Origin of the sequence: Cohnella rhizosphaerae (genome assembly GCF_029525575.1) — a bacterium.
In the GTDB taxonomy this organism is placed as follows: Bacteria; Bacillota; Bacilli; order Paenibacillales; family Paenibacillaceae; genus Cohnella; species Cohnella rhizosphaerae.
In genome coordinates this window covers 1-25,578 of record NZ_JAPDIA010000009.1, presented here as the reverse complement: position 1 = coordinate 25,578, position 25,578 = coordinate 1, and the positions used below count along the sequence as shown (strand labels likewise).

Annotated in this window: 20 protein-coding genes, 5 tRNA genes, 2 rRNA genes and 2 pseudogenes; 2 read left to right on the top strand and 27 right to left on the bottom strand. The window is 59.4% G+C overall.

The annotated features are described in order from the left end of the window. Positions 1–132 precede the first annotated feature (132 nt). From OMP40_RS34410 to OMP40_RS34365, 10 genes and pseudogenes are all read right to left on the bottom strand, one after another. The gene (locus tag OMP40_RS34410) at positions 133–888 is read right to left on the bottom strand and encodes a class I SAM-dependent methyltransferase (protein WP_277538269.1); all 756 of its coding nucleotides are present in this window, start codon (positions 886–888) and stop codon (positions 133–135) included. Positions 889–918: 30 nt separating this feature from the next. After that, the gene (locus OMP40_RS34405; protein WP_277538268.1) at positions 919–2,748 is read right to left on the bottom strand and encodes an ABC transporter ATP-binding protein; all 1,830 of its coding nucleotides are present in this window, start codon (positions 2,746–2,748) and stop codon (positions 919–921) included. Then, positions 2,745–4,463, bottom strand: a complete 1,719-nt coding sequence (locus OMP40_RS34400) for an ABC transporter ATP-binding protein (RefSeq protein WP_277539691.1) — start codon at positions 4,461–4,463, stop codon at positions 2,745–2,747. The genes OMP40_RS34405 and OMP40_RS34400 overlap by 4 nt, the downstream gene beginning before the upstream one ends. Before the next feature lie 796 nt (positions 4,464–5,259). Then, positions 5,260–6,087 carry a carbohydrate ABC transporter permease gene (locus OMP40_RS34395; RefSeq protein WP_277538267.1) on the bottom strand — a complete coding sequence of 276 codons (828 nt, stop codon included), beginning with the start codon at positions 6,085–6,087 and terminating at the stop codon, positions 5,260–5,262. Positions 6,088–6,106: 19 nt separating this feature from the next. After that, positions 6,107–6,466, bottom strand: a complete 360-nt coding sequence (locus tag OMP40_RS34390; RefSeq protein ID WP_277538266.1) for a carbohydrate ABC transporter permease — start codon at positions 6,464–6,466, stop codon at positions 6,107–6,109. Further along, positions 6,402–7,013 carry a carbohydrate ABC transporter permease gene (locus OMP40_RS34385; RefSeq protein WP_277538265.1) on the bottom strand — a complete coding sequence of 204 codons (612 nt, stop codon included), beginning with the start codon at positions 7,011–7,013 and terminating at the stop codon, positions 6,402–6,404. Before OMP40_RS34385 ends, OMP40_RS34390 begins: the two co-directional genes overlap by 65 nt. A gap of 41 nt (positions 7,014–7,054) precedes the next feature. After that, positions 7,055–7,516, bottom strand: a complete 462-nt coding sequence (locus OMP40_RS34380; protein WP_277538264.1) for an Ig-like domain-containing protein — start codon at positions 7,514–7,516, stop codon at positions 7,055–7,057. Next, a complete protein-coding gene (locus tag OMP40_RS34375; protein ID WP_277538263.1) occupies positions 7,513–8,616 on the bottom strand; it encodes an extracellular solute-binding protein in 1,104 nt (367 codons plus the stop codon). The genes OMP40_RS34380 and OMP40_RS34375 overlap by 4 nt, the downstream gene beginning before the upstream one ends. Next, positions 8,564–8,860, bottom strand: a pseudogene (locus OMP40_RS42720) (hypothetical protein); the annotation flags it as partial. The gene OMP40_RS34375 and the pseudogene OMP40_RS42720, both read right to left, overlap by 53 nt. A gap of 339 nt (positions 8,861–9,199) precedes the next feature. Beyond that, positions 9,200–10,141 (bottom strand): nucleoside hydrolase, encoded by a 942-nt coding sequence (locus tag OMP40_RS34365; RefSeq protein ID WP_277538260.1) that lies wholly within the window; start codon positions 10,139–10,141, stop codon positions 9,200–9,202. Positions 10,142–10,493: 352 nt separating this feature from the next. Here OMP40_RS34365 and OMP40_RS34360 point away from each other — a divergent pair. Continuing rightward, positions 10,494–10,865: pseudogene (locus OMP40_RS34360) on the top strand (cupin domain-containing protein); the annotation flags it as partial. A gap of 490 nt (positions 10,866–11,355) precedes the next feature. Here OMP40_RS34360 and OMP40_RS34355 read toward each other — a convergent pair. The 6 genes from OMP40_RS34355 to OMP40_RS34330 form a co-directional block, all read right to left on the bottom strand. After that, positions 11,356–12,174: a glycosyl hydrolase gene (locus OMP40_RS34355; protein ID WP_277539690.1), complete on the bottom strand. Its 819-nt coding sequence runs from the start codon at positions 12,172–12,174 to the stop codon at positions 11,356–11,358. A 268-nt stretch (positions 12,175–12,442) separates the two neighbouring features. After that, the gene (locus OMP40_RS34350; RefSeq protein ID WP_277538259.1) at positions 12,443–13,741 is read right to left on the bottom strand and encodes a hypothetical protein; all 1,299 of its coding nucleotides are present in this window, start codon (positions 13,739–13,741) and stop codon (positions 12,443–12,445) included. 26 nt (positions 13,742–13,767) lie between these two features. Beyond that, positions 13,768–15,903, bottom strand: a complete 2,136-nt coding sequence (locus OMP40_RS34345) for a hypothetical protein (protein ID WP_277538257.1) — start codon at positions 15,901–15,903, stop codon at positions 13,768–13,770. Between the two features lie 175 nt (positions 15,904–16,078). After that, on the bottom strand, positions 16,079–16,660 hold the full coding sequence (locus tag OMP40_RS34340; RefSeq protein WP_277538255.1) for a glycerol-3-phosphate responsive antiterminator: 582 nt from the start codon (positions 16,658–16,660) through the stop codon (positions 16,079–16,081). Then, complete coding sequence (locus OMP40_RS34335) at positions 16,657–17,568, bottom strand: metallophosphoesterase family protein (protein WP_277538253.1); 912 nt, start codon at positions 17,566–17,568, stop codon at positions 16,657–16,659. Before OMP40_RS34335 ends, OMP40_RS34340 begins: the two co-directional genes overlap by 4 nt. After that, positions 17,558–18,406, bottom strand: a complete 849-nt coding sequence (locus tag OMP40_RS34330) for an HAD-IIA family hydrolase (RefSeq protein WP_277538251.1) — start codon at positions 18,404–18,406, stop codon at positions 17,558–17,560. Before OMP40_RS34330 ends, OMP40_RS34335 begins: the two co-directional genes overlap by 11 nt. 247 nt (positions 18,407–18,653) lie before the next feature. On the opposite strand from OMP40_RS34330, the gene OMP40_RS34325 reads away from it, so the two are divergent. Further along, a complete protein-coding gene (locus tag OMP40_RS34325) occupies positions 18,654–19,295 on the top strand; it encodes a carbohydrate-binding family 9-like protein (protein ID WP_277538249.1) in 642 nt (213 codons plus the stop codon). Between the two features lie 124 nt (positions 19,296–19,419). Here OMP40_RS34325 and OMP40_RS34320 read toward each other — a convergent pair whose 3' ends face one another. The 11 genes from OMP40_RS34320 to OMP40_RS34270 all read right to left on the bottom strand — a co-directional run. Then, complete coding sequence (locus OMP40_RS34320) at positions 19,420–19,956, bottom strand: SEC-C metal-binding domain-containing protein (RefSeq protein ID WP_277538247.1); 537 nt, start codon at positions 19,954–19,956, stop codon at positions 19,420–19,422. Continuing rightward, a complete protein-coding gene (locus OMP40_RS34315; protein WP_277538244.1) occupies positions 19,892–20,209 on the bottom strand; it encodes a hypothetical protein in 318 nt (105 codons plus the stop codon). The genes OMP40_RS34320 and OMP40_RS34315 overlap by 65 nt, the downstream gene beginning before the upstream one ends. Before the next feature lie 29 nt (positions 20,210–20,238). Then, positions 20,239–20,637 carry a hypothetical protein gene (locus tag OMP40_RS34310; RefSeq protein WP_277538241.1) on the bottom strand — a complete coding sequence of 133 codons (399 nt, stop codon included), beginning with the start codon at positions 20,635–20,637 and terminating at the stop codon, positions 20,239–20,241. 52 nt (positions 20,638–20,689) lie between these two features. Then, positions 20,690–20,830, bottom strand: a complete 141-nt coding sequence (locus OMP40_RS34305) for a hypothetical protein (protein ID WP_277538239.1) — start codon at positions 20,828–20,830, stop codon at positions 20,690–20,692. Positions 20,831–20,923: 93 nt separating this feature from the next. Continuing rightward, a tRNA-Leu gene (locus OMP40_RS34300) sits at positions 20,924–21,007 on the bottom strand. A gap of 35 nt (positions 21,008–21,042) precedes the next feature. Continuing rightward, a tRNA-Gln gene (locus OMP40_RS34295) sits at positions 21,043–21,117 on the bottom strand. Between the two features lie 17 nt (positions 21,118–21,134). Then, a tRNA-Val gene (locus OMP40_RS34290) sits at positions 21,135–21,211 on the bottom strand. A 7-nt stretch (positions 21,212–21,218) separates the two neighbouring features. After that, positions 21,219–21,294: transfer RNA gene (locus OMP40_RS34285), tRNA-Glu, on the bottom strand. Between the two features lie 8 nt (positions 21,295–21,302). Next, positions 21,303–21,378: transfer RNA gene (locus OMP40_RS34280), tRNA-Thr, on the bottom strand. Positions 21,379–21,482: 104 nt separating this feature from the next. Continuing rightward, positions 21,483–24,421: ribosomal RNA gene (locus OMP40_RS34275) — 23S ribosomal RNA — on the bottom strand. 316 nt (positions 24,422–24,737) lie between these two features. Further along, positions 24,738–25,578: ribosomal RNA gene (locus OMP40_RS34270) — 16S ribosomal RNA — on the bottom strand; the annotation flags it as partial.

Genomic DNA, 25,578 nt, shown 5'->3' with positions numbered 1-25,578 from the left:
TGGCTGGACTTCGTCGCCAACTAAGACCAAGAGAAGCGGCCAAGAGCTTCTATGCGATGCTCAATCATGGAATCGACCGAAGCGAAGGAACCTTTGAAGACAAGCCTGTCAGCCTCGACTGACGGATATCGCTCATACGGAGCCCGTATAGATCTCCGTCTCGTAATCGAAGGATAAGTAACCGTCCTGCTGATAACGATCGAAGATATCGCGCAGTTCGCGCATCATCGGCTCATAGTCCGGGTGACCCGGCACCGGGGTATACGAGGAGGAACGCAGCCGCCCGCTCAAGCCGTCGAAGTCGAACACCTGGCGGTTGGGAAACCGCGCTTCGCGCTTCGTACCCGGCTGAAAAAAAGCCGCGAGCTGCTCGGGCGTAATGTTGCGATGATTCACAGTGGCATAATCGGTGCCCAGACGCAGAAGCAGCGCCTCGTACGCTTCAAGGAACGGCGTCCCGCTCGTGAGCCTCGTATTCCAGATCAGCGCCGCCTTCCCTCCCAGCCGCAGCAGCCTGTTGAATTCACGCTTTGCCGCCGCCTGGTCGAACCAGTGGAACGCCTGGGCGGATACGATGAAATCCGCGGAGCCGTCGGGCAGCCCCGTTTGCTCCGCCGCGCCGTTCACTGCCTTAAAGCCCGGATAGCTGCCCAGCGCCCGCTCCGCTTCTTCGCGCATCGCCCGGTTCGGCTCGACGGCCGTCACCGGCGTGCCCCGCGCAAGCAGCAGCCGGGAGAAGATCCCGGTGCCCGCGCCGATGTCGACGACCTGCGAATCGCGCCTCAGGCCCGCCTCCCCGTACAAATAATCGATGGCGGCCACAGGATAGCTCGGCCTGTACTTCACGTAAGTTTCCACGCGATCGGTAAAACGCTCTTTGTTTTCCACTCCTAGCAAGCCTCCTCGCTTTTTTTACTTTTACCCGGCGTCTTCCGACGCTTCCCCTTGCCAAAGCTTGCGGAAGCTCTCGCTCGATTCGAGCAGTTCCGCCGCCGTGCCCTGCGCTTCGATTCGCCCGTCGCGCAGCAGAACGATCCGGTCGGCTCGCGCCAACGCCGCCTTGCGGTGGGAAACGACGAGGCAGGTCGCGCTGCCCTTCGCCTCGAACAGGCGCTCCCACAGCCGCCGCTCGGTATCAACGTCGAGCGCGGAGGACAAGTCGTCGAACACGTACAGCTGCGCCTCCCGCGCGAGCATGCGGGCCGCCGCCGTACGCTGCGCCTGTCCGCCGGACAGCTTCACGCCGCGCGGTCCCACCATCGTCTCCAGCCCGTCTCTGAGCCCGGCGATGTCCTCCTCCAGCACGGCTGCATGCAGCGCGGCCCGGAGTTCCTCGGGCGTTGACGGCGCACCCAGCAGGATGTTGTCGCGCAAAGTGGCGCTGTACAGCCTGGGAATCTGCGCGGTATACGCGCTCTGCGGCGGCACGAAGAAGTCGGCGGGCTGCGCGACCGGCTCGCCGTTCCACCGGATCGTGCCGCGTTCCGCCGGCAGCAGGCCAAGCAGCGCGCGCAGCAGCGTCGTCTTGCCCGAGCCGACCATGCCGGTGATGACCGTGAAGGAGCCGCGGGGCAGCGTCAGGTCGATGTCCGCGATGCCCCTTCCTGTCTCCGGATACCGGTAGGTCAAGCCGGATGCGGCAAGCTCGCGCAGCGGCGCCGCCCGAACGGCCGGCGCGAGCGCCTCTTCCTCCGCATGGTGCGCTGCGCCTTCCTTCCGTCCATTCTCGTCGTGCGCGTCTCTCCGCCCTTCCTTTTTGCCGAGACCGATATACGCCTTCCTTACGAGCAGCGCCGGCGACGCGCCGCGCAGCATCTCCTTGAGCCGGCCGAAGCTGACGTCCATCTGCTTGTAGTAGGTCATGAAGTTGCCGACGTTGGAGATGAGCTGCGTCACGAAGGTCAAATAATAGACGAACAGCGAGAAGTCGCCGATCGTAAAATTGCCGCCCCTCATCTTGATGCCCGCGAGCAGCAAAATGATGCCGGTGCCGAGGTTCACGGAGTTGTTGAACACGGACGACAGCGTCTCTGTCAGCAGTTTGTCCTTGATCATCGACTGCCGTCTGCTCTCGCCCAGCTTCGCGAACCGGTCGACGACGCGCTTCTCCGCGCCCGCCACCTGGATGGCCAGCACGCTGCCGAACATCTCGCTGATCGCTCCCGTCACCTGGGCCGTCGACTCCCGGCTTGCCGCACGGTACTTTCGAATGCGCGTCGTGGCGATCTGCGCGGCGGTGACGACGAGAATGAGCGGCACGAAGACGAGCACGGTCAACTGCGCGTCGATCGAGAGCAGAATCCAGCTGGCCGCGATCACAAAACCGACGAGCCCGAGCGTATCGACCGACCAGCTCGTCGCTTCTTCGGCCTGCTCGACGTCGTCCCGGAAGTTGCTGATCGCTTCGCCCGGAGAGCCGGGGAGCGCGCGTGCGCCTGGCGCACGCAGAACGTGGGCCAGCAGATTGCGCCTCAGCAGGCTGGAGATCCGGTAGCGGAAAGCGACGTCCGTCAGAAATCCGCAATAAATGAGCGCGATGCGCGCCAGCGCCGCGGCGACGAGCAGGGCGGCGATCGCGCCGGCGCCGAAGGGAAACGGATGCGTGCCTTCCAGATGATCGAAAAACGCTTTGGTCAGCAGGCCCGGCAGCAGCGGCGCCATGTGGATGAGCGTCCAGGCCAGCAGGTTCAGCAGGTACAAGCCCGGCCGGTAACGAAGCATCCGCCAGAAAAACTCGCTGGTTTTCATACGAGCACCTCCTCCATGCCGACGGCGAGCATCCGGCTGAAGCGGGAATCGGGATCGCCCGCCAGCTGCGCCCGTTTGCCGTGTTCAACCACTTGCCCCTGCTCCAGAATCGCGATGTCGTCGGCGCGTTGGATCGTCGCGAGCCGATGCGCGATGATGATGCAGGTTCGATCCCGCAGCAGCCGGTCGACCGCCGATTCGATCCGGCTCTCCGTCAGCGGATCCAGCCGAGACGAAGCCTCGTCCAAGATGACGAGCCGCGGATCGGTTAGGAACACGCGAGCGAATGCGAGCAGCTGTCCTTCGCCGGCGGACAACCCCGCGCCGCCCGACGACAAGTACGTATCCAGTCCGTCCGGCATGCCCGCGAACCATCCGTCCAGTCCCAGCTCGGACAGCACGTCCATAATGCGGCGATCGGGGATGCGCGCGTCGAAGAGCGTCAGATTGTCCCTGACCGTGCCCGCCAATATTTCGATGTTTTGCGTCACCATGGCGACATACCCGCGCAGCTCGCCGAGCTTGAAATCGCTCAGGTTCGTGCCGGACAGCGTCACCGTGCCCTGCTGCGGATCGTAGAAGCGAAGCAGCAAGCGCGCGATCGTCGTCTTGCCGCTGCCCGTGCGGCCGAGCAAACCAAGCGTGCGGCCGCTCTCCAGTCTCAGATTCACGTCGCGCAAAGTGGGCGCCCCGTCTTGTTCATAGGCGAAGGTGACGCCGCGCAGTTCGACGGCGGCCGGACCGCTCGGCAGCGAGGCGCCGGGTCCGTCCTGAACCGCGGATCGCGTCGCGAGCAGCTCGCCGATCCGTACCATGCTGGCGTCCGCCTTTTGCAGATCCTCGAGCTGGGTCCGGATCTTCTCGATCGGCTTGGCGAGCAGCTCCGTATAGTAGAACACGAGATACGCCGACCCGATCGTCAGCTCGCCTCGTTTCCAGAGCAACGCGCAGACGATGAACGCCGCGGCGTTGCCGAGCGCGAACACGAGAATCGTCGTGCTCCACATGAGAAAGTATCCCATGAATGCGCGCACGCGCATCGGGAGCATCCGGCGGGTCAGCTCGTAGAAGCGGCCCATCGCAAAACCGACTGCGCCATTGGCGCGCGTATCTTCGGTTCCCTCGAGCTGCTCGCCGATGAAGCCGTAATATTCGGCGTTGGCCTGCCTCCACCGCGTCCACACGGGAACCGCGAACGCCCGGATGCGCTGAATCGCCCAGATGCTGCCGCCCACGAAGACGGCCATCACGATGCCGATCCAGACGTTCTCCCGGAACAGCAGGACGAGGATGCCCAGCGTGAGCAGCCCGTTGCCCGCGAGATTGATCATAAAGCTGGAGAAAAATTGCGCGAGCGCGTTGACGTCTCCGTCCACGCGTTCGATGAGCGAGCCCGAGGTGTGTTTCTTATGAAACGACATGTCGAGCGACAGGCAATGCGCCGCGAGATCGACGCGCAGCTTGTTGGTCGTCTTCCAGCCGAGATTTTCGCTGAAGTAGGAAGCCGCGACGGACACCCCCTGCTGCAGCAGGGAAAACCCGATGAACAGCGCCCCTGCATAGTAGAGCGGCGTCAGACTTCCCTCTCCTTGCGCCGTATCGATAAAGTAACGGATGATTTGCGGATTGACGAGCTGCAGCGCGATCGAAGACAGCAGCAGGATGCCGAGTCCCGTCAGCGCCCGCCATTCGGGCAGCAAATAGCCGCGCAGCATCGCGCGGTAGCGTCCTTCCGGTTTGCCGCCGGATTTTTTGTTGCTCACGGCCTGTCTCACCCTCCTTGAATCGCATGCCGTCTATTATACACGCCCGGCGGCGGCCGCGGCAGATGGACAGCCAAGAAGGACCGTCCGGAAAGATCGAAGATCTTCCTGACGGTCCTTGAAGTTTGGCCGATATCCGAAACGCGGTTCGCTTAGAATGCCTAGCGACGCGATTCGCAGACAATGACGCGATTCGCGCACAACGCCTAGCGACGCGATCCGCAGACAATGACGCGATTCGCGCACAACGCCTGGCGACGCGATTCGTGCACAACGCCTAGCGACGCGATTCGCGTAGAACGCCTGGCGACGGCTTATCCGACAGCCGTACCGGAAGGTCGGCCGATCCTGGCGCTTGTCGTTCCGACTTTCGACGTAAAACCTGCAAATATACATCCTTTTTTTGCCGATATCGACCCTTTTGGGCATAAAGGATGCGAAAATGCAGGTATTTTCCTCCATCGGCCGTAGCTCCCGCTTGCGCTTCGAAAATACCTGCACATTTGCATGTATTTCATCAAGCGTCGCGGGGCGCTCGAAAATTCATGCATAAATGCAGGTTTTTTGAACGTTAAGCATGCTTGAACATTAAGCCCTTGAACGTTTATCCTACTGAAACGTTAAGCCCCTGAACGTTAACCGCCCCGAACGTTAACCGCCCCGAACGTTAACCGCCCGAACGTTAACCGCCCGAACCTCAACCGCCCGAACCTCAACCCCTGAACCTCAATCCTTGACGCCCGCCCGCCTACAGCTTGATCGCCGTCGACAGCAGGCCCTGCACGTAATAGCGGTTCGTGAACGTGAACAGCAGGATGAGCGGAACGGACGCGACCAGGTAGCCGCCGAACGTCACCGGCATGTTGGACGAATATTGTCCGGTGAAGCTGATGAGCAGGCCTGCCGCGATCGTCAGCTTCTCGTGGTCGGCGATCGTGATCATCGGCCACAGGTACTCGTTCCAGGCGCCGACGATCTGCATGATCGCCAGCGTCCCCATGATCGGGATGCATAGCGGCAGCGCGATGCGGTAGTACAGCTTGAAGTCGTGCGCGCCGTCCATTTGGGCCGCCTCGAAGTAGTCCTTCGGAATGCTCTCGAAGAACGACCGCAGCAGGAAAATGCCGAAGATCGGCCCGCCCGTGACGAGCGGCAGGATGAGCGCCCAATAGGAATTGAGCAGGCCGAACGTTTTGTACAGCATGTAGCCCGGCACGAGCGTGAGCGCCCCCGGAATCATCATGAGGGCCAGGACGAGCATATACAGCCATTCTTTGCCGAAAAACTTCATGCGGGCGAACGTGAACGCCGACAGCGAGGCGATCAGCAGCATGCCCGCCGTGCCGACGCCCGCGACGAACACCGTGTTGAGCAAATAGCGCCAGATGCTGCCGAACGCGCTGGACACGTTGCCGACGCGAAGCGGCAGCGTCGGATACCACCGGGTCGCGGTGAACGCCACGTCCGACTTGAACGCGCCCCACAGCGTGAAGCCGAGCGGGTACAGCAGCATGGCGAGCAGCGCGACGAGGGCGGCGTTCAGGAACCATTGCGGCAGCCGTCTGTATTGAGTCATGCCTCTTCTCCCCGTTCCATTAATTCGTCTCCGTCTTCATGCCGCGGTACGCGACCAGGCTCAAGAGGAAGATCGCGGCGAACATGACCGTGCCGATCGTCGTCGCGTAGCCCATCCGGCCGGCGGTAAAGGCTTCGATGTACATGTAGTAGGCGGGGACGTAAGTGCTGTAGCCCGGCCCGCCCGACGTCAGGACGATCTGAATGCCGAAGTCCTGCAAGCCGCCGATGATGCCGAAGATCAGAAAGAAGCGGACCTGGCCCATCAAATGCGGCAAATCGATATGCCAGATGCGCCGCAGCAGCCCCGCGCCGTCAAGCTCCGAGGACTCGATCACCTCGCTGGAGATGTTCATCAGTCCGGCCATGTAGATCAGCACGCTCGTCCCTCCGATCCAGGGGGAAGCCCATGAAGATGATGCTCGGAATGATCAGGTCGGCGCTGCCCAGCCAGTCGATCACCCGGTCCGGGGCGATGAGCCCCGTGCCGCGCAGCAGCGAGACGAGCAGGCCGTTCGTCGGATCGTATATGTTTTTCCAGATCAGCAGTCCGACGACGCCCGGCGCCACGATCGGCAGCAGCACGAGCACCCGGTACGCCGACTGCAGTTTTTTCTGTCTCACGTTAAAGATCATCTCCGCCGCGATCAGCGGCACGACGATGCCGATGATCAGGCGCGGCACGAGGATGAGGAACGCCGTCGGGATCGAGTCGAGGAACACCTGGTCCCTGAACAGTTCCCTGTAGTTGTCCAAGCCGACGTAAACCGCCTTGCCCACGCTGTCCCAGTCGAAAAAGGAGTGGTAAATGCCGCTTATCGGCGGGTAGTAGCAGAACATGATCAGCCCCAGAAACAGCGGGGATAAAAACAGATAAGCCTTGCGGCTGCCCCAGATTTTCGCCCAAAGCGTAGAACCGGTTGCCATCCTTCTGTCATTCCTTTCCTGCCCGGCGCGGCGCTTGTTCGTCACTCGCCGAAAATGTCGTCCAGGCTGTGATTGCTCTTGGCCGACCGTTCCGGCTGCACGAGCGGCACGGTCACGGTCGTCTTGGCGTTGATCTCGATAAAGACCGAGTTCGACTCGTCGATGACCTTGATCCGCACGTCTTTGGCCGGCTGCAAATCGGAAGCTTTGTAAGGATAATAAGTGTACGACGCCTCGCCCGCATCGTCGGTCACGACGCGGCTGGCCGACAATATGCCGCCGCCCCTCGGGAACGCGTAAAGGGAATGTCCCTTCGCGGGCCGGCCGCTCGCGTCCGTGACCTTAAATCGCAGCGCGACGGGCGATTGGCCGTCCGCCGGCGCCTGCCGCGGTTCCATCGAGAGCAGCGCGATGCGGTACTGCGTCGCGCGATAAGCGTCGTAACCGGCGAGCAGGGCGACGATGGCCACTACGACCGCCGCGATCGTCCATTTTCTTTTCATGCCGCACTCCAATCCACGCCGGCCGGGAGCCCGGGACGGTACGCGGGCGGACAAGCCGATCGCCTGCCGCCCCGTCTCCCGCCGTTTACCAGCCGGTCGTATCGATGTTCATTTTTTTTGATATAGTCGTCCGCGCTCTTCTGCTGGATCTCGTTGCTCTTCGCGAAAAACTTGGCGTCGTCCGTCTCGCCCTTCACCCACATCTCGAACGCCTTGTTCAGCGCGATGCCTTGCTCGTCGGTAAAGGCGTTCGGCCAGCTGGCTTTGGGCATGATCGGGAACGCGTTGTTCATCCAGTCGTCAAGCAGCGGCGGAATCTCCGAGCCCTTGACCGCGCCGAGCGAGGCGCCTTGTTCCAGCACCATCATCGAGATGTTCTCCGGGACGGTCAAATACTTGAGGAAGGCGACCGCCGCTTCCTTCAGATCCGGATTGTCCTTGACGATCGGCTTCAGGATGTTGAGCGACAGGTCCGGATCGGGCTGGTACGGCCCCTTCTCCGTGTACTGTACGTCGGCGACGTCGGGCGAAGTCGACTTCGTGATCGGCGGCGCGGGAATGACGCCGTAGTTGAACTTGCGCTGCTTGTTGCCGTTCTCGGCCTGGAGCGCCCACAGTCCTTCCTCGCGCATGGCGACCTTGCCGTCGTTCCAGGGCTGCGAGAAGTCGGTGTTCTGCCAGCCTGCAGGCAGCAGCTCCGTGTACATGCGCTTCAGCTGCCGGTACATCTCCTGGGCGTAATCGTGCTCCGCCGCGTTGAACAGTCCCGCCTTCGTCGCGCGCAGCGTCTCGAGCGTGTCGACTTGGCCGTCCTTGTCGTAGTCGGTCTTGTCCATGAGCGCAGCCGCGAAAAACGGGCCGACGCTGAATTGCTGATTCCATTGGCCAAGTTCGATCTGCTTGAAGTTGCCCCATTGGGCGAACGGCACGTAGCCCTTTTCCTTCAGGATCTTGGCGTCCGCGAACATCTCCTCCCAGTCCTTCGGGGGGGGGGGTGATGCCGAGCGACTCGAACAGTTCCTTGTTGTAGTAGTAACCCGTAGCCGGTCCCGAGTACAGAACGATCGGCACGGCGACCGGCTGCTTGCTGTTATCGACAAGCGAACGGTGCTTCATCAGATAGTCGGGAAAAAGGTCGCTCCACTTCGCGTTGCCCGCCACGTATTCGTCCGGCGTGGACAGCGCGTCGCCGAGCGGCTCGTACCAGTCGCGGTCCAGGTAGTTGTTGCCCCAGGTAAAGGTGATCGCCGGCGCGGTGCCCGCGGAGATCTGGGTCGTCAGCCATTCCGCAATTTCGTTCTGCAGCTTGCCGACCGGCTTCGTGCGCGCCCAGGCGATTTTCACGTTCGGGTGGAGCTTCATGAACGCGTCGGCGATCTTTTGCGTGGACAGGAATACCGTCGGATTTTCCGCCGTCGGCTCCGTATTGACCGTCGGCATCCAGCCGTGCAGGTCGACCGTCAGCGTCACTGGACGCCCGCCGGCGATCTCCTTGGGACCAGCTTCCGTCCCTTCGGGCGATGCGGTCGCCGAGCCGGCCGCCGTCTGCGATGCGCTCGCGGTTTGCGAGGCGCTCGCCGTCGACTCCGAATTGCCGGATCCGCCGGAGCAGCCGCTCGCCACGAGCGCGGCTTGCCGCCAGCATAAGAGTCTGGGACTGCCATTTGAATTTAAGCAATGCCGTCACGCTCCTCTATCGGGGTAAAAGCCAATATTCGTTCCATATACAGATCCAAAAATGCCTCTTGCTCGACGCTCGTGCATACCCGCACATGCGATTCCGCGGCCGGCCGGTGCCAGTTCATGCCGGACAAGCTGATGCTCATCCCCCCGCGTATACGCGCCGCCGGTCTCGATATCGATCACCCGCCGCTCCGTCCGGACCAGGTCCTCCCGATATACGGCAGCCACCGCGAGCGGGTCGTGCAGGTAGATATGCGGAGAAGCCCAATGCTCGCGCATCCGCATGACGAGCTTGGCGGCGGGGTCCGCGCTGTCGCGGATCGCCGCCGTCTGCGCTTCGGACAAGAGACACCGGAAGGTGACGTCGAGCCCGACCGCGACGATCGGGACGCCCGCGTTCAGTACGATCTGCGCAGCCTCCGGATCGCACGAGAAGTTGTATTCGGACACGTTCATATCGTAGGCGCCGCCCATGACGACGATCTTGGCGATGCGGTCCGCGATCTCCGGCTTGACGCGCAGCGCCAGCGCGACGTTGGTGAGCGCGCCGAGCGTGACGAGCGCGATCGGCCGTTCGGCCTCGAGCACGGTACGCACGATGAATTCGGCCGCCGTCCAGCGCGTGTCGACCGGTTCGCTTCGCATCTCCTCCAGGTACTGGGCCGGCGCCTCCTGCGGATCGACCGGTTTCCCGTAGATTTGCCGGCCGATCAGCGGCAGCGAGGCGCCCGGCACGACGGGGATATCGGATCTGCCTGTCGCCCGCAGCAGCGAGGATACCATTTGCGCCCGCTTGTGCGTCTGCTTATATACGGTCGTGATGCCGGCGATGTCGAGCTCCGGCGATTTGACGGCCAGCCATATCGCGAGCGCGTCGTCGATGTCGTCTCCGATATCGGTGTCGATGATGACGCGCTGCGCGCTCCCTGCTATCGTAGACAAGTTGATTGCAACCTCCTTTGTTTCTCCGAACGCCGATTATGGAAGCGCTTTATCTTTGTCGCGCGATCGGCCTTTCCTATTTGCAATTGCGCCATTAAAGCCTTGTTGCCGGAGTCCTCTGGACGCAGGACCTCCCGATTCTGTAAAGCGTCAGCCTCGCGAGAGCTATTTTCCTGTCCTATCTGAATGTAACACAGCCTCCGGGGGCCATCTATCCGGAAGTGGTTGAACATTATCTAAAAATGGCGATCTTCCCGAGGAGCATGCAGACAAAAATGCCTTTTGCTACTATACTGTTGGTGAGATTGCCGACCGTCAATCATTCATATATGGGGATGTCAGGAGGACGAGCATGTTCGCCGATCAGCTTGAATTCGCCTTCACCTACCACCACAAGCCGCAGACCGAGATTACGGCCCATCATCACAACTGCTATGAGCTCGTGTACTACACGTCCGGCGCCGGCTCCACGACGATCGGCGGCACGGAGTACCGCTACGCGCCGAACACCTTCAGTCTGATCAGGCCCCGCACCGCGCACAACGAGGTGCACGACGAGACGACCGAGCTGCTGTGCATCGGCTTTTCGTTAAATGAGAGCGCTTCCGTTCAATTCGAAAACGGCGTCTATCCGGATCGCTCCTCGCTCCTCATGCAGATCGTCAACAAGCTCAAGCACGAGCTCTCGACCCAGCGTCTGCATTACCAGCACAAGCTGGAGCTGCTGCTGAACGAGTTCATCATCGAGATCGAGCGGACGCGTTCGTCCCGGTCGTTCGCCGACCTGCTGGAGTACATCGAAAACTATATCAACGAAAACTTCCACCAGGAAATCGACCTTCCTTCGCTGGCCAAGATCACCGGATACAGCTACGACCACTTCCGCCATGTATTCAAGGACAAGACGGGCGAATCGCCGCTCAGCTTTATTATCAACAAACGCGTCGAGCACGCCAAAAAAGCTGATGCTGTCCACCGACATGACGATGTGCGCCATCTCCCTGGACTGCGGCTTCTCCAACAGCTCGCAGTTCGCAAGCACGTTCCGCAAGCTGACCGGGCAGACGCCCAGCGCCTTCAAGCGCAATCATTTCATCCGGTCCTCCACGCAATAAAAGGGATGACGGCGGATTCGATCGCCGTCATCCCTTTTTCCGCGCATCAAGCTTCCTTTCCCCGCTTAATGCCCTCCATATCGCGCTCCATGGCCGCGCTCATTTTTCGAACGTCACGAGCAGCGCCTGCCGCTCTCCGATCGCAAGCTCCGCCTGCGCGTACCCGTCGCCGGACGCCGATACGGCCAGCTGCTTCACCCCGCCGCCGTCCGGGTCCCACAGCCGCGCCCGCTTGCCTGTCGCGCGAAACTGCACGGAGAGCGTCTTCGCCTCGTTCCCGGTATTGACGAGCAGGAACGTCTTGCCGCCCTCGCCCGTTCGCATGGCGCTTAATAGATCGGGGTCCGACGCCGCGAGCTTCAGATCGGGCGCAACCAGCGCCGCGAGCCGCCCGTCCAGCTCGTTCGCCGAACCGACGCGCTGCACGCCCGGGAGCTTGGCCAGCCGTTCGTACAGACCGTCCGCTTCCTTCAAGCCGCTCTCGGTCCGGATATACTCCGGCCCCTCGCCGATCAGCACGAGCGGCACGCCCGCGGTCGCCAACTCGGTCAGCTTGGCGGCGGTCCCTTCGTCGACGACCGTCGTCTCAGGCACGATCAGCGCCTCGTAACGCAGCCCGCCCCGGGCCGACAACCCGCCGTCCTCGGCGCGACTGTCCGCGATGCCGTCCGCATCGATGTAGTTGTAATCGAGCTGACGATCGGCGAGCCGCAGCGCCGTCTGCTTGAAGCTCTCGCTCACCTTCACCGCGCGCTCGGCATAATCGGCCGGATTGAGCGACATCGGCGGCAGCGTCTCCGCCCATACGCTCTCGATCGGATAGTACACCGCGACCTGCGGTGCCGGCTTGCCGGCATCCATCATATAGCCGATCCGCCCGATATAGTCCGCGAAGCGCTTGTTCTCCTCGTCGCTCATCCGGTCGTACTCGTAATAGGAGTTGAACCGGTCGACGCCGAAGGCGAACTGGACGGCAGCCGCGGCAAGGCGCCCTTTGAAGTCGGCCTTGTCGCTGTCGAACGCGTCGGAAATCTCGCTCATCACATGCGGCTTCCCGTCTTCCTGCGCCGCGGAGCTGGCGAGCTTGGCCGTCGTCGCCGCCCATTCCTTGGCGAGCTTCGGATGCGCCGTGAGCAGATCGATGCCCGGCAGCTGCATATGCCGGTAGATGTTCATCAGATTGCCCTCATAGATGGCCTGATGGTACATTTCCTCTTCCAGCAGCAGATGGCCGGAGCAGGCGACGCCCGTCTCTCCGCAGAACGTCTCGAGCGGCTCGAAGTAGCTCTCCAGGACGAGCTCCGACAGCGTCCGGTAATAATCGCCGCGCACGCGCAGCGCCTCCTTGCCCTCGCCCCCCGACCAGATACGGCAGGACGGGCGGTAGCTCGTAGCCGCGCCGCTTCCGGAACTCTTCGGCCAGCTCGTTGCCCCAATTCAACGTCTTCAGCAGCGGCACCCCCGGATCCGGCGCGTCGAGGACGCTCGGCTGCCGGGGAGGCGTGCCGATATACGTCCCGGTCAATGCCGGCTCGTCCGTGAAGAACGCTTCGATTCCTTTGCCGAAATAAGAGCCGAGCCGCTCGTAATACTGCTTGTGCGTGACGTCGATAAAAGCTTCGGTCGCGTCCTTCTCCAGCAGATTAATGTAGCGGCGCTGCTCGAACCAGTTGTTGACGGCATGCGTTCCTTCGTAGAACGGCTTTTGAACGAAGTAGAACACGACCCAGCTGCCGGAAGCCGGCGCCTGCCAATTCAAATTTCCTTGTCCGTCGACGGCGGACCGCAGATCGACTGCCGACGATGCATCGAAGCGGGATGCCGTGCCCCGGTAAGCGGTCGCGTTCTGGACTTCACCGTGTCCGTAAGGGTGCTCGATGACGACCTTCTTGCCGGCTGCGGCCTCCTTGACGACGACGGCCAGTCCCTGCGCCTCAAGCTCGGGATGCCCGGCCAGCACCAGACCGCCCGCCGTGCCGCTCGGATACCCTTTTTCGTCGTAGATCCAAACGCGCAGGCCGAGCTTGTCGATCGCATAAGCGACGTTTTGCTTCAGAATCTCCCAAAATTCCTCGTTTTTCAAGTACCCGTTGTAATCGACGTTCGTCACCATGCCGCCGTAGCCCAGATCGCTCAGCTTCTTGATGACGCCGGTGTGCAGCTTATCGTGAATCATGAGCAGCGGCCGGTACCGTACGTCCGGATCGGCGAACTGCGCTTCGTCGAAAGCGGCCGGCTTCGGCCGCTCTGCGGCTGATTCGGCGCCTGCCTCCGATGTCCCCCGGACGCCCCCTGTCTCTTCTCCTCCTCCGGTCGCTGCCGGGGAAGCCGACGCGTCCTTATCCTGAGTGCCTTGTGACTGTCCTTGCGCGTTCTCCACCTCCGCATCGTCCCCTTTCCCCTGTGTCGCGAAAAACAGGAAGCAGCCCAGCGCCGCCGCCGCGAGCAGCATCGCCACCGCCGCATTCCGTCTGTTCTTTTTCAAGTCTCTCTCCTCCTGGTCCCTGCATGCTACTGCACAACGACGCTGTCGACGAATGCCGTGTTGTCCCCCGTCGTCGCTCCCTTGAACTTGATCGTGTGCGTACCGGCCGTCGCATAGAAGGCGCGCGTCTCGAATGGCGCGAAGGCTCCGGTCGACGGCGAGAACGTACCGATTTTCCGGTTGTCAAAGTAGACGTCGAACGTCTGCCGTCCCCCGAAGTTCGTCCGCATCGCCGCCTTGAAGCCCACGGTGTGCATGCCCGCGTTCAGGGACACGCTTTGCTCGAAGGCCGCGTCATGCTGGATGAATGCCGTCTGCACGCCATCCGGCGCGGCTTGCGCGCCGAAGTCGGAGCCGTTGCGCTGCACGCCCGTGTAATTCGCGAACGTCCAGCCGCTCGCGATCGGCCCGTACGCGTAATTCGCGGTGACCGGCGCTTCAAAACCCGCGTTCGCCATCGTCACCCCGCCCGACGCATCGGTAAGCGAGATTCGGTCGATGTTCATCGTGCCGGTATTCGCGAACGGGTCCAGTCGCAACTGCTTGATCGTCCCGCTCCAGCCGCCGACGGTCCCCAGATCGACGACGTAGTCCGCGTAACCCGTCATGTTCGGCGCGATCGCGAACGTCTTGGACTTCGCCGCCGTGAAGACGGCGTCGGCATTCGTTTTGAAGAACACCTCTGCCTGGGTGGCGCTGGTATTGTTTTTCAGGCGAATCTTGAAGTAGCGGTTGGAGGCGGACAAGCCTAAGCCCTCGGCCGAAATCATGTAGGGATCGCCGCCCGTCGAAGTCAGCGTCAGCACGCCGCCGGATACGCTGCCCGCCAGCTCGTTCGCCATGATCCATTGCTGGTAGTCCGCCGACGTGGCCGCGACGTTGAAGTCCCAGTCCTGCGTGCCGTAGGTCTCGTTGCCCGAAAACGCGAGCGTGCTCGGCATGGCGTTGAAGGTCCCCGCGGACGGCTTGAAGTTGACGAACTGGTTGTTCTGCACCGTTCCCGTAGAGTTGCCAAGGATGCGAACCGCGTAGTTTTCGTCGGCGACGCCCGGATTTTTGGCATAGTTCGCGATCGTATTGTTTTCCATCACCATATTGGTGTTGACGCCCGCATTGTTGAAAATGAATACGCCTTCGGCATCGGTGTCGTGGATGTAATAGTTTCTCAGCGTGATATGATCATTGGCGCCTTCATAGTCGAAGCCGACGCCGTCATAGGCTGCCGTATTCCTGCGGATGTTGGCCAGCTCTCCGCCGTCGAAGGTGAGGTTCCGGCACACTTGAACGATGATGCCGCCCACGCCGAAAGGATTATACGCCGTACCGAGCCCGTTTACGCGCAAATTCGATATCGTACCGCCGTCGATCCAGTGAAAATCGAAGCCCCACATGCCGCCGTTTTCCGCATACAGATTCGACATGACGACATTTTTGATGGCAGGCGCGTTCACCTCGTGCATGTAGCCCGTGCCGACCCGCCCGAAGAAATTGGCCGTATCGCAGTCGTAAAAGCTGGAGTTGGTCAGCGAGAAGCCGTCCAGCGCCGTGCGTTTAATGCTGAAATCCGTCGCATCTCCCGGCACGCCGCCCGGCCAGGGCTGCAGGCCGCGCACGTCCACGCCCGCGGAGACGTGGTTGTAGGTTTCCGGCGCGCTGTTGTACGTGTGATTCATATGCAGGAAGATCATATTGTCGATGACGATATGACTCTTGTCGTACACGTCGTTGTACGTCAGCATGATGCCCGTCATCGCGTTTTGCAGCTCAAGCCCCGCGATCGTCCAGCCGCCGACGCCGTTCAGCGAGATGCAGATCGCGTCCACGATGCCCGGCGCTATGACCGGCTTCGCACCCGTTCCGTACGCGGACAGCGTGATCGGCGCGGCAGCGGTCCCTTCCCCGTGGAGCGTCAGCGTCTGTCCGGTCCACGTATCTCCCGTCTTCAACAGAACCTGGTCGCCCGGGCTGAATGTCGCGGCGGACACCTTGCTCAATGTTTTCCATGGCGCCGTCGCGCTCGTGCCGCTATTGGCGTCGTTGCCCGCGGAATCGCTTACATAATACGTCGCGGCTGCCGCCTCGCCGCTGCGTACGTTGAACAGCAGCAGCAGCGCGAAAGCGGCTGTAAAGCCAAGCAGGCAGATCGTTTTCTTTCCCATCATCCCAGCTCCTCTTTTCATCAAATGGTTGCGAATGGGCCGATCGACTTTAAAAATAGCATGATATTGCGCCGGCTTCTATCAGGATGTGGTTGAATGCTATTCACATTTGGGCGAGCGGGCTGCGCGTCAGGCGCGAAAAAAAGCCGCGTCCGCGGGCAGCGGAGCGGCGTCAAGCTTACAGTTCCTGGTGCGTCAATGCCCAGAGCGAGGGGCTGCTGACGGACAGCGAGGTCGCTCCCGCGTTCAGCGCGGCGGCAGCCTCGGCGGCATTGTCGATCAGGCCGCTCGCGACGACAGGGATGTCGGGGAGCGCGTCCGCGAATGCCCCGATGATCTTGGGAATGGCGCCCGGCATGATCTCGACGGCGTCGGGCCGAAGCGATTCGGCCAGCGACAGACCGGCGGACAATGCGCGCGAATCGATAACGAAAAGGTGCAATATCGCGTACAAGCCGATCCGCTTCGCCTCCTTGACCAGATGGGCCTTGGGCGTGACCACCCCGTCGGCGCCGATCCAGTCTCGAAGCAGAACCAGGCTTTCCTTGTCGGTGCTCGACAGACCGCGCACGAGGTCCAGATGGACGAACAGGCCTTTGCTTTGTGATCTAGCAGCCTTGGCGAGGCGCACGACCGCATCTACGGTGCCGTCCATGACGAACAGATTGGCGGCGCCGCTCGCCAGCGCCAACTCGCCGGCTTCCTCGGAGCGGACCGCGGCGATGATGGGGCTTTGCGCCAACCGGTGCAGCAGCGTCATGCGTGTACCGCCGTTTCCGCCGGTCCGTCCGACTCGCGTGCAGGCAGCAGCCGGATGACCCGATACCCGCCATCCAAGCCGGCGGCCGTCACGTACTGGCGCGAGCCCCGCCCGAACGCGTCATCGTGGGCAAAGTGAACATGACCGCAGAAGACGCCGATCAGGTTTCCTTGGGGATTGTCCATCAATAATTCGTAAAAGGCGAGCGTCTCCATCCCCGCCGGTTCAACCTGCCATTGCTTCATCAGATTTGCATCCCAGCCCTGCGCGGCCATCATGATCGGAGAGCCCCAGACACGCACGACATCCGGCAATAACGAAGGCACGTAAATTGGAATATGCATGAACAGCAGCGTAGGCAAGCCCCGCGACAGTGCCTGTTCGAAGGCGGCCAGCTGCGCTTCCGAGATCTGATAGGTGCTGTTGTCGACGGCGACCAGCTGAATGCCGCCGATCTCAAGCGTTTGAAAGGACGGATCTCCCGCCATTAATGGTTCAAACTTGGGATATTGCTCGGCGCGCGTCGCTTCGCCCCACGACCGGCCCGGGTATTCCCAGTCGTGATTGCCCGGCGTGTACAAATAGGGGACTCGCAGACTCGACAGTCGCTTATCTAACAAGGACAGATTTCCTGCGGTCGCTCCGTTCACGATATCACCGGTGAGCACGACGGCGTCGGCCTGAAGGTCGTTCGCATAAGCTAGCGCTCTGTCGAATCGGGTCTGCGTATCCAGCGCGTCGAAGTTATAAAGCCGAATCGATTCCGCCAATGCCTCGACGCCTTCCGTCAGATCGGACGCGTTCATATGGCTGTCGGTCAGGTGCAGCAGGGTGACCGGCGCAGGCAATCCTGCGACGCGAATGATCGTCTGCCTGTCGCTGTTCGTACATACGTGCTCATATTTCACGTTTTTCCCCTCCATGCCGTAGCTCTTGTGCGATTTCCGTCAAGCTTCGTATGACCTTATCCGCCATCGGGCGTTTTTTCGCAGGGATCCCTGCTTGATTCGCATCTTCGGCCGACATCGTTAACCATAACGTATATAACCCCGCCCGTTTGGCTCCCGTTATGTCGGTATCGTAGTTGTCTCCGACCATCGCCGCGCGCTCGATCCCTCCCCCGCACCGCTCGAGCGCGCAATGGAATAAATACGGCTCCGGCTTGCCTACGTACGTTGCCTTCACATTCGACGCTGTCTCCAGCGCCGCTGCCAACGCGCCCGTTTCCGGCACCGGATGTCCTCCCGCACCCGGATGGGAGGCATCCGCGTTCGCCGCGATGAGCATCGCTCCGGCCGAGACCGCTTGGGTCAGCCATTCCAGCTTCTCATAAGTGAAGCCCGGATCGAGTCCGATGACCGCGGCGTCGGCCGCGTCCTTCTCGCCCGGCATCAGCACGTGATGGCCGGCTTCCCGAAGCGCCGACACGAACGCATCGCTTCCAGCCGCCGCCAGCTTCAGGCAGCCATACCGCTCCTTGATAAAGCGCCCCGTATATTCGGTCGCCGTCACGATGTCGCGGGCAGCGGCTCGAATACCCATGGCGTTCAGTTTGCGGGCGACTTCTTCTGCAGGATGCCGGGAATTGTTCGTAACGAATTGAATGCGGACGCCTGCGGATCTGAGCGCGTTCAACGTTTCTCGCGCGCCCGGCATCGGCTCCCCGCCGCGGTAGAGCGTTCCGTCCAGATCGAACAGCCAGGTCCGAATGTCGGATAGCGCTCTAGCTTTTATTTCGCCTGCCATGCTTGTTTACCTCCTCCGGTCCGACGGCAACAAAAAAACTCCACACGGCAAACGAAGCGGAATCGCACCGCTAGCGTTAGCCGTCTGGAGTTATCGCTTGTCCTTGGCCCCAAATCGACGAGGTCAGTATATCACGCTGCGCGCATCGCGGGCAAGAGCATCTGCCGGCGTTTTTATTTGCCGTTGTTTCGGCTACGCTTTGGAGGTAAACTTTGTCTATACCGTTGACGATGAGAGGAGCATTGCCTTGGCCCCGCACTATTCGATTGCTTATCAGGCCGGCAGTATCGATGAAGAGACGTGGTTACACGTCCAGCCCGCTCCTATAACCCACTATCTTTGGGAGAAGGAAACGGTCGCGCCTTACCGCCCGGAAACAAGTGTACAGCTCTGCTGGACGAAAGATGCGCTTCACGTCAGATTCGTTTGTTACGAGCAATCCCCTGTCATTAGCTATTCAGGCGCCAACGAGCCGGTTTACCGCGACAGCTGCGTCGAGTTTTTCCTGCAGCCGATGCCGGAGACAGACCCTCGCTATTTGAATTTTGAATTTAACGCGGCAGGCACGATGCTGCTTGGACTCGGCGTAGACCGCAATGATCGGGACAACGCTTTCGGTTTGGTCCCCGAACGCTTCAACATCCTGGCCGAACGCGGACTTGCCGACGAAGCGGGCCGCATCTACTGGACGTTATCCTTTCGTATTCCGCTCGATTGGCTGGCCGAGGTATTCCCGGGCTTTTCAGCCGTGCCGGGCTATGCGTTTAAGGGGAACTTCTACAAGTGCGGAGAGACACCGGTCCAGCATTATGTATCCTGGTCTCCAGTCGGCGTTCCGAAGCCCGACTTTCACTTGAGTCCTTACTTCGGGACGTTTGCCTTTGGCTAACACCATTACAAGGGACGAAGCCTATGCTTCGTCCCAACTGTTGCGATATAGCCGACGCTTTTCCTGAATGACTTCCTAAACGTGTTCCAGAAGTTGCCCCTCAGACCCTTGGCAGCTTGTCCGTTCAAGATTCCGTCGTAGCCTCGAATGTGCTCAAATAATGATGCAAATCAAAATTTTTCATCTTTTGGGCGCAGCAAAATTTATACTTCGCTCCGCTACCGCAAGGGCATGGCTCGTACACATTCGCTGGCATATATTTTTCCCGAATCGCCTTTTTCAAATCAGTCAGATCTTCCATATAGTCCATGCCCATTATATAATTCCAGTTGAAATGCTCACACACCTGTGTAACCTGTGCCGCTCGCTCCGGAGCGTTTACCTTGACTATAATCGGCTGATGCGCGGAACCCCATCCCTTCTCCGGATAGGCATTCTTCTCTGTCATTGCCGCCTGTCCCCCATTCATAAGTAATGGCACGGATGAAGTCTTGCTCAGCGTGCGTTCATGCTCGGGCAATTCGTCCACCCTCTCACCCATATACATCTCAGCAACGGGCAGGAAAGAATCCATATCTCCTGCATGCAAGTCAATTTCATAGGATTTTAAAACAGGCAAGTGCGAAGAAGTCGATTCCTCCCCCCTCACTTGCTGCTGCAAGCTCCTCCTCTGTAGGCAGAAAGGAAACTTTATGTTGCAGCCCACGATAAATATCAAGCAGCATTTCCAGCCCGCTCGCCAAAATAGCGCGCAACTGTAAGGAATCAAGCTCGGTATAAAACCGGGCATATACGAGCGCCTGACGGAAATGCTTCGCAGCAAGCTCCCATTCCCCAACATCGTACAGCAAACTGCCCAACGAATAATGGGATTCCACCTGCGTCTGGTCGATGCCGATCGAATACTCGAACACGGCTTGCCGCCAAATCCGGCCTTCCACCCTTATGATACAAGTTGCCAAATTTGTTCCAGAGCAAACTGTTGTCTGGCTCTTTCCTCAACTGCTCTAAAAAAACCTTCTTCGCCTTGAGTTGCCCATCGCGGACTCATACCGTTATGCAGTTCTATCCTGCCAATCATATATCCTGAATTCAGTTCTTCTTCCTCAAAGTTGGCCCGTAACACATACCCCAATAATTCAAGTCCAAAAAATACCGTGGTGAATTCCCATGCCCCCGCAGCATTGCACTCGACACAACGAAAATAACCGGTAAATTGCGAGTGGTCGAGTAGACTCCTTATACTTTGCTGTGGATCCGAGCCGGATCTTGGTGCCTCTTCCGCCGCTTTTGTCCAGCCGCTGACGTCCATTACAATCAATCCGAGATCATAGTTTCCCACTTGACCGCAGTGTCCGCACCGTAGGCGCTGCTTTTTCGGCTTATATAACGGCTTAATTCTTTTTTAGTTGCTTTACTACCAGCTTTTTTTCATTTCCCGGCAGCATCGCTACTGTCGGCGTCTTACCGATCGGAGGTTCTGCTCCAGTCATCAAAGTGACAAGATCCGGATGAAATCCTTTCCCCTTGCTCATTAGCTTCACTCCTTTAAACGCATTTTGGATCGAAGGGAGAAAAATAAATAAAACCTCTAGCTCAAATGAACTAAAGGCTAATGAATTCCATTTTGGTGCGCGTAGAGGGACTTGAACCCCCCACGGTTGCCCGCCAGATCCTAAGTCTGGTGCGTCTGCCAATTCCGCCATACGCGCAGATGGCCAGTGTCTAGCCGGCTGTAAAAACCAAATGGCTGGGGATCTAGGATTCGAACCTAGGAGTGACGGAGTCAAAGTCCGTTGCCTTACCGCTTGGCTAATCCCCAACGGATAAGATAATGGATGGTGGAGGCTGAGGGGATCGAACCCCCCGACCCTCTGCTTGTAAGGCAGATGCTCTCCCGGCTGAGCTAAGCCTCCGTATGTATGGTGACCCGTGGGGGAATCGAACCCCCCGTTACCTCCGTGAAAGGGAGGTGTCTTAACCGCTTGACCAACGGGCCATTAAAGCTGGAGCTCTCAACCGGGATCGAACCGGTGACCTCATCCTTACCATGGATGCACTCTACCTACTGAGCTATGAGAGCTTATGTTTTACAGAGCTTGCGCCCTGAAAACCGGATGCGAAACGAATTTGCGCTAGAAATGCTCTTACCTGTGCGGCTTGCCGTTTGTTCCTCGGAAGGAACGGTAGGATAAGCCCTCGACCGATTAGTACTCGTCAGCTACACCCATTACTGAGCTTACACCCCGAGCCTATCAACCTGGTGTTCTTCCAGGGGTCTTACATACTGGGAAATCTCATCTTGAGGCGGGCTTCGCGCTTAGATGCTTTCAGCGCTTATCCCTCCCGCACTTGGCTACCCAGCGATGCTCCTGGCGGAACAACTGGTACACCAGCGGTGCGTCCATCCCGGTCCTCTCGTACTAAGGACAGCCCCTCTCAAATTTCCTACGCCCGCGACAGATAGGGACCGAACTGTCTCACGACGTTCTGAACCCAGCTCGCGTACCGCTTTAATGGGCGAACAGCCCAACCCTTGGGACCTACTTCAGCCCCAGGATGCGATGAGCCGACATCGAGGTGCCAAACCTCCCCCGTCGATGTGGACTCTTGGGGGGAGATAAGCCTGTTATCCCCAGGGTAGCTTTTATCCGTTGAGCGATGGCCCTTCCATTCGGTACCACCGGATCACTAAGCCCGACTTTCGTCCCTGCTCGACTTGTAGGTCTCGCAGTCAAGCTCCCTTATGCCTTTGCACTCTTCGAATGATTTCCAACCATTCTGAGGGAACCTTGGGGCGCCTCCGTTACGCTTTAGGAGGCGACCGCCCCAGTCAAACTGTCCGCCTGACACGGTCCCTTCACCGGATTCACGGTGACAGGTTAGAACCTAGATACGATCAGGGTGGTATCCCAACGGCGCCTCCATTGAAGCTTGCGCTCCAACTTCTTAGGCTCCCACCTATCCTGTACAGACCGTACCCAAGTTCAATATCAAGCTACAGTAAAGCTCCATGGGGTCTTTCCGTCACGTCGCGGGTAACCTGCATCTTCACAGGTACTAAAATTTCACCGGATCTCTCGTTGAGACAGCGCCCAAGTCGTTACGCCATTCGTGCGGGTCAGAATTTACCTGACAAGGAATTTCGCTACCTTAGGACCGTTATAGTTACGGCCGCCGTTTACTGGGGCTTCGGTTCACAGCTTCGGGTTGCCCCTAACCGCTCCCCTTAACCTTCCAGCACCGGGCAGGCGTCAGCCCGTATACTTCGCCTTACGGCTTCGCACAGACCTGTGTTTTTGCTAAACAGTCGCTTGGGCCTATTCACTGCGGCCCCCTCGGGCTATTCACCCTACCGAGGCACCCCTTCTCCCGAAGTTACGGGGTCATTTTGCCGAGTTCCTTAACGAGAGTTCTTCCGCGCGCCTTAGAATTCTCTTCTCGCCTACCTGTGTCGGTTTGCGGTACGGGCACCTTCTCCTGGCTAGAGGCTTTTCTCGGCAGCGTGAGCACGGAACCTTCGGTACTGTAATTTTCCCTCCCCATCACAGCTCAAGGTTAAAGCATGCGGATTTGCCTACATGCACCCCTCACTGCTTGGACGAGCTATTCCATCAGCTCGCGTTCTTGCCCTCCTGCGTCCCCCCATCGCTCGTAACGGATTACGGTGGTACAGGAATTTCAACCTGTTGTCCTTCGACTACGCCTTTCGGCCTCGCCTTAGGTCCCGACTTACCCTGAGCGGACGAACCTTCCTCAGGAACCCTTAGGCTTTCGGCGGACAGGATTCTCACCTGTCTTTTCGTTACTCATACCGGCATTCTCACTTGAATGCAGTCCACCGGTCCTCTCGGTCCGACTTCTACCCGCATTCAACGCTCCCCTACCCAAGCGTTTCTAAAAGAAACGCGAGCCATAGCTTCGGTGGTGTGTTTAGCCCCGTTACATTTTCGGCGCAGAGTCACTCGACCAGTGAGCTATTACGCACTCTTTAAATGGTGGCTGCTTCTAAGCCAACATCCTGGTTGTCTTCGCAACTCCACATCCTTTCCCACTTAACACACACTTGGGGACCTTAGCTGATGATCTGGGCTCTTTCCCTCTTGACGACGGATCTTAGCACTCGCCGTCTGACTCCCGAGCATACATCCATGGCATTCGGAGTTTGACTGGACTTGGTAACCCTTGGCGGGCCCCGCACCCAATCAGTGCTCTACCTCCATGATGCTAAATCTCGAGGCTAGCCCTAAAGCTATTTCGGGGAGAACCAGCTATCTCCGAGTTCGATTGGAATTTCTCCCCTACCCCCACGTCATCCCAGAGCTTTTCAACGCTCACGAGTTCGGGCCTCCAGTAAGTGTTACCTCACCTTCACCCTGCACAGGGGTAGATCACCCGGTTTCGGGTCTACGACTACGTACTCAAGCGCCCTATTCAGACTCGCTTTCGCTGCGGCTCCGTCTCTCCCGACTTAACCTCGCACGTAAACGTAACTCGCCGGTTCATTCTACAAAAGGCACGCCATCACCCCTAGATCGGGCTCTGACTTCTTGTAAGCGCACGGTTTCAGGTTCTTTTTCACTCCGCTCCCGCGGTGCTTTTCACCTTTCCCTCACGGTACTGCTTCACTATCGGTCGCCAGGGAGTATTTAGCCTTGGCAGATGGTCCTGCCGGATTCCCACGGGGTTTCTCGTGTCCCGCGGTACTCGGGATCCGTCTCGGAGGGAGCAGACTTTCGGCTACGGGGCTTTTACCCACTATGGCGGACCTTTCCAGATCTCTTCGCCTAACCTGCTCCTTTGTAACTCCATGTGAGACGTCCCACAACCCCTGAGAGCAAGCTCTCAGGTTTGGGCTAATCCGCTTTCGCTCGCCGCTACTGACGGAATCACTCTTGTTTTCTTCTCCTCCAGGTACTTAGATGTTTCAGTTCCCTGGGTGTGCCTTCTCATGAGCTATGTATTCACTCATGGATGACTGGGCATGACCCCAGCCGGGTTTCCCCATTCGGACATCCCCGGATCAAAGCCTGCTTACGGCTCCCCGAGGCAATTTCGCTGTTCGCCGCGTCCTTCTTAGGCTCCTGGCGCCTAGGCATCCTCCGTGCGCCCTTAATAGCTTAACCTAACGCTCCGAGTTGTCGATGTCACTGCGTTCTCCGATCAACCCGCCGACCTGCTTCCGCAGTCCGGCCGATCCTCGAAAGGCTGTTCCATTCGACATCTCTTCGCTCTCAGCAAAGTCTACACAAGGCATTGTAGAGAATTTCTAATTTGCGCATTTTCGTTTCGCTATCCGGTTTTCAAATCCCCACCCGTACAAGCAAGTGCTCGTCAAATCGGCTATTTCCTCCTCTCTATTTGATCTGAAGGATTTTTCCTTCAAAACTGAACTTGAGCGTTAAAACCACGGACTTCGTATTGCCCCGAAGGGCTCCTTAGAAAGGAGGTGATCCAGCCGCACCTTCCGATACGGCTACCTGTTACGACTTCACCCCAATCATCTACCCCACCTTCGACGGCTGGCTCCCTTGCGGGTTACCCCACCGGCTTCGGGTGTTGTAAACTCTCGTGGTGTGACGGGCGGTGTGTAGAAGACCCGGGAACGTATTCACCGCGGCATGCTGATCCGCGATTACTAGCAATTCCGACTTCATGCAGGCGAGTTCAGCCTGCAATCCGAACTGAGACCGGCTTTGGTAGGATTGGCTCCGTCTCGCGACTTCGCTGCCCGTTGTACCGGCCATTGTAGTACGTGTGTAGCCCAGGTCATAAGGGGCATGATGATTTGACGTCATCCCCGCCTTCCTCCGGTTTGTCACCGGCAGTCGATCTCAGTGCCCACCGAAGTGCTGGCAACTAAATCCAAGGGTTGCGCTCGTTGCGGGACTTAACCCAACATCTCACGACACGAGCTGACGACAACCATGCACCACCTGTCTCCTCTGTCCCGAAGGAAAGGCCTATCTCTAGACCGGTCAGAGGGATGTCAAGACCTGGTAAGGTTCTTCGCGTTGCTTCGAATTAAACCACATACTCTCACTGCTTGTGCGGGTCCCCGTCGATTCCTTGAGTTTCGAGTACTTTCGAACGTACTCCCCAGGCGGAGTGCTTAATGTGTTAAGTTCGGCACCGAGGGGTGGAGTTCCCCAACACCTCAGCACTGATCGTTTACGGCGTGGACGTACCAGGGTATCTAATCCTGTTTGCTCCCCACGCTTTCGCGCCTCAGCGTCAGTTACAGTCCAGAGAGCCGCCTTCGCCACTGGTGTTCCTCCACATC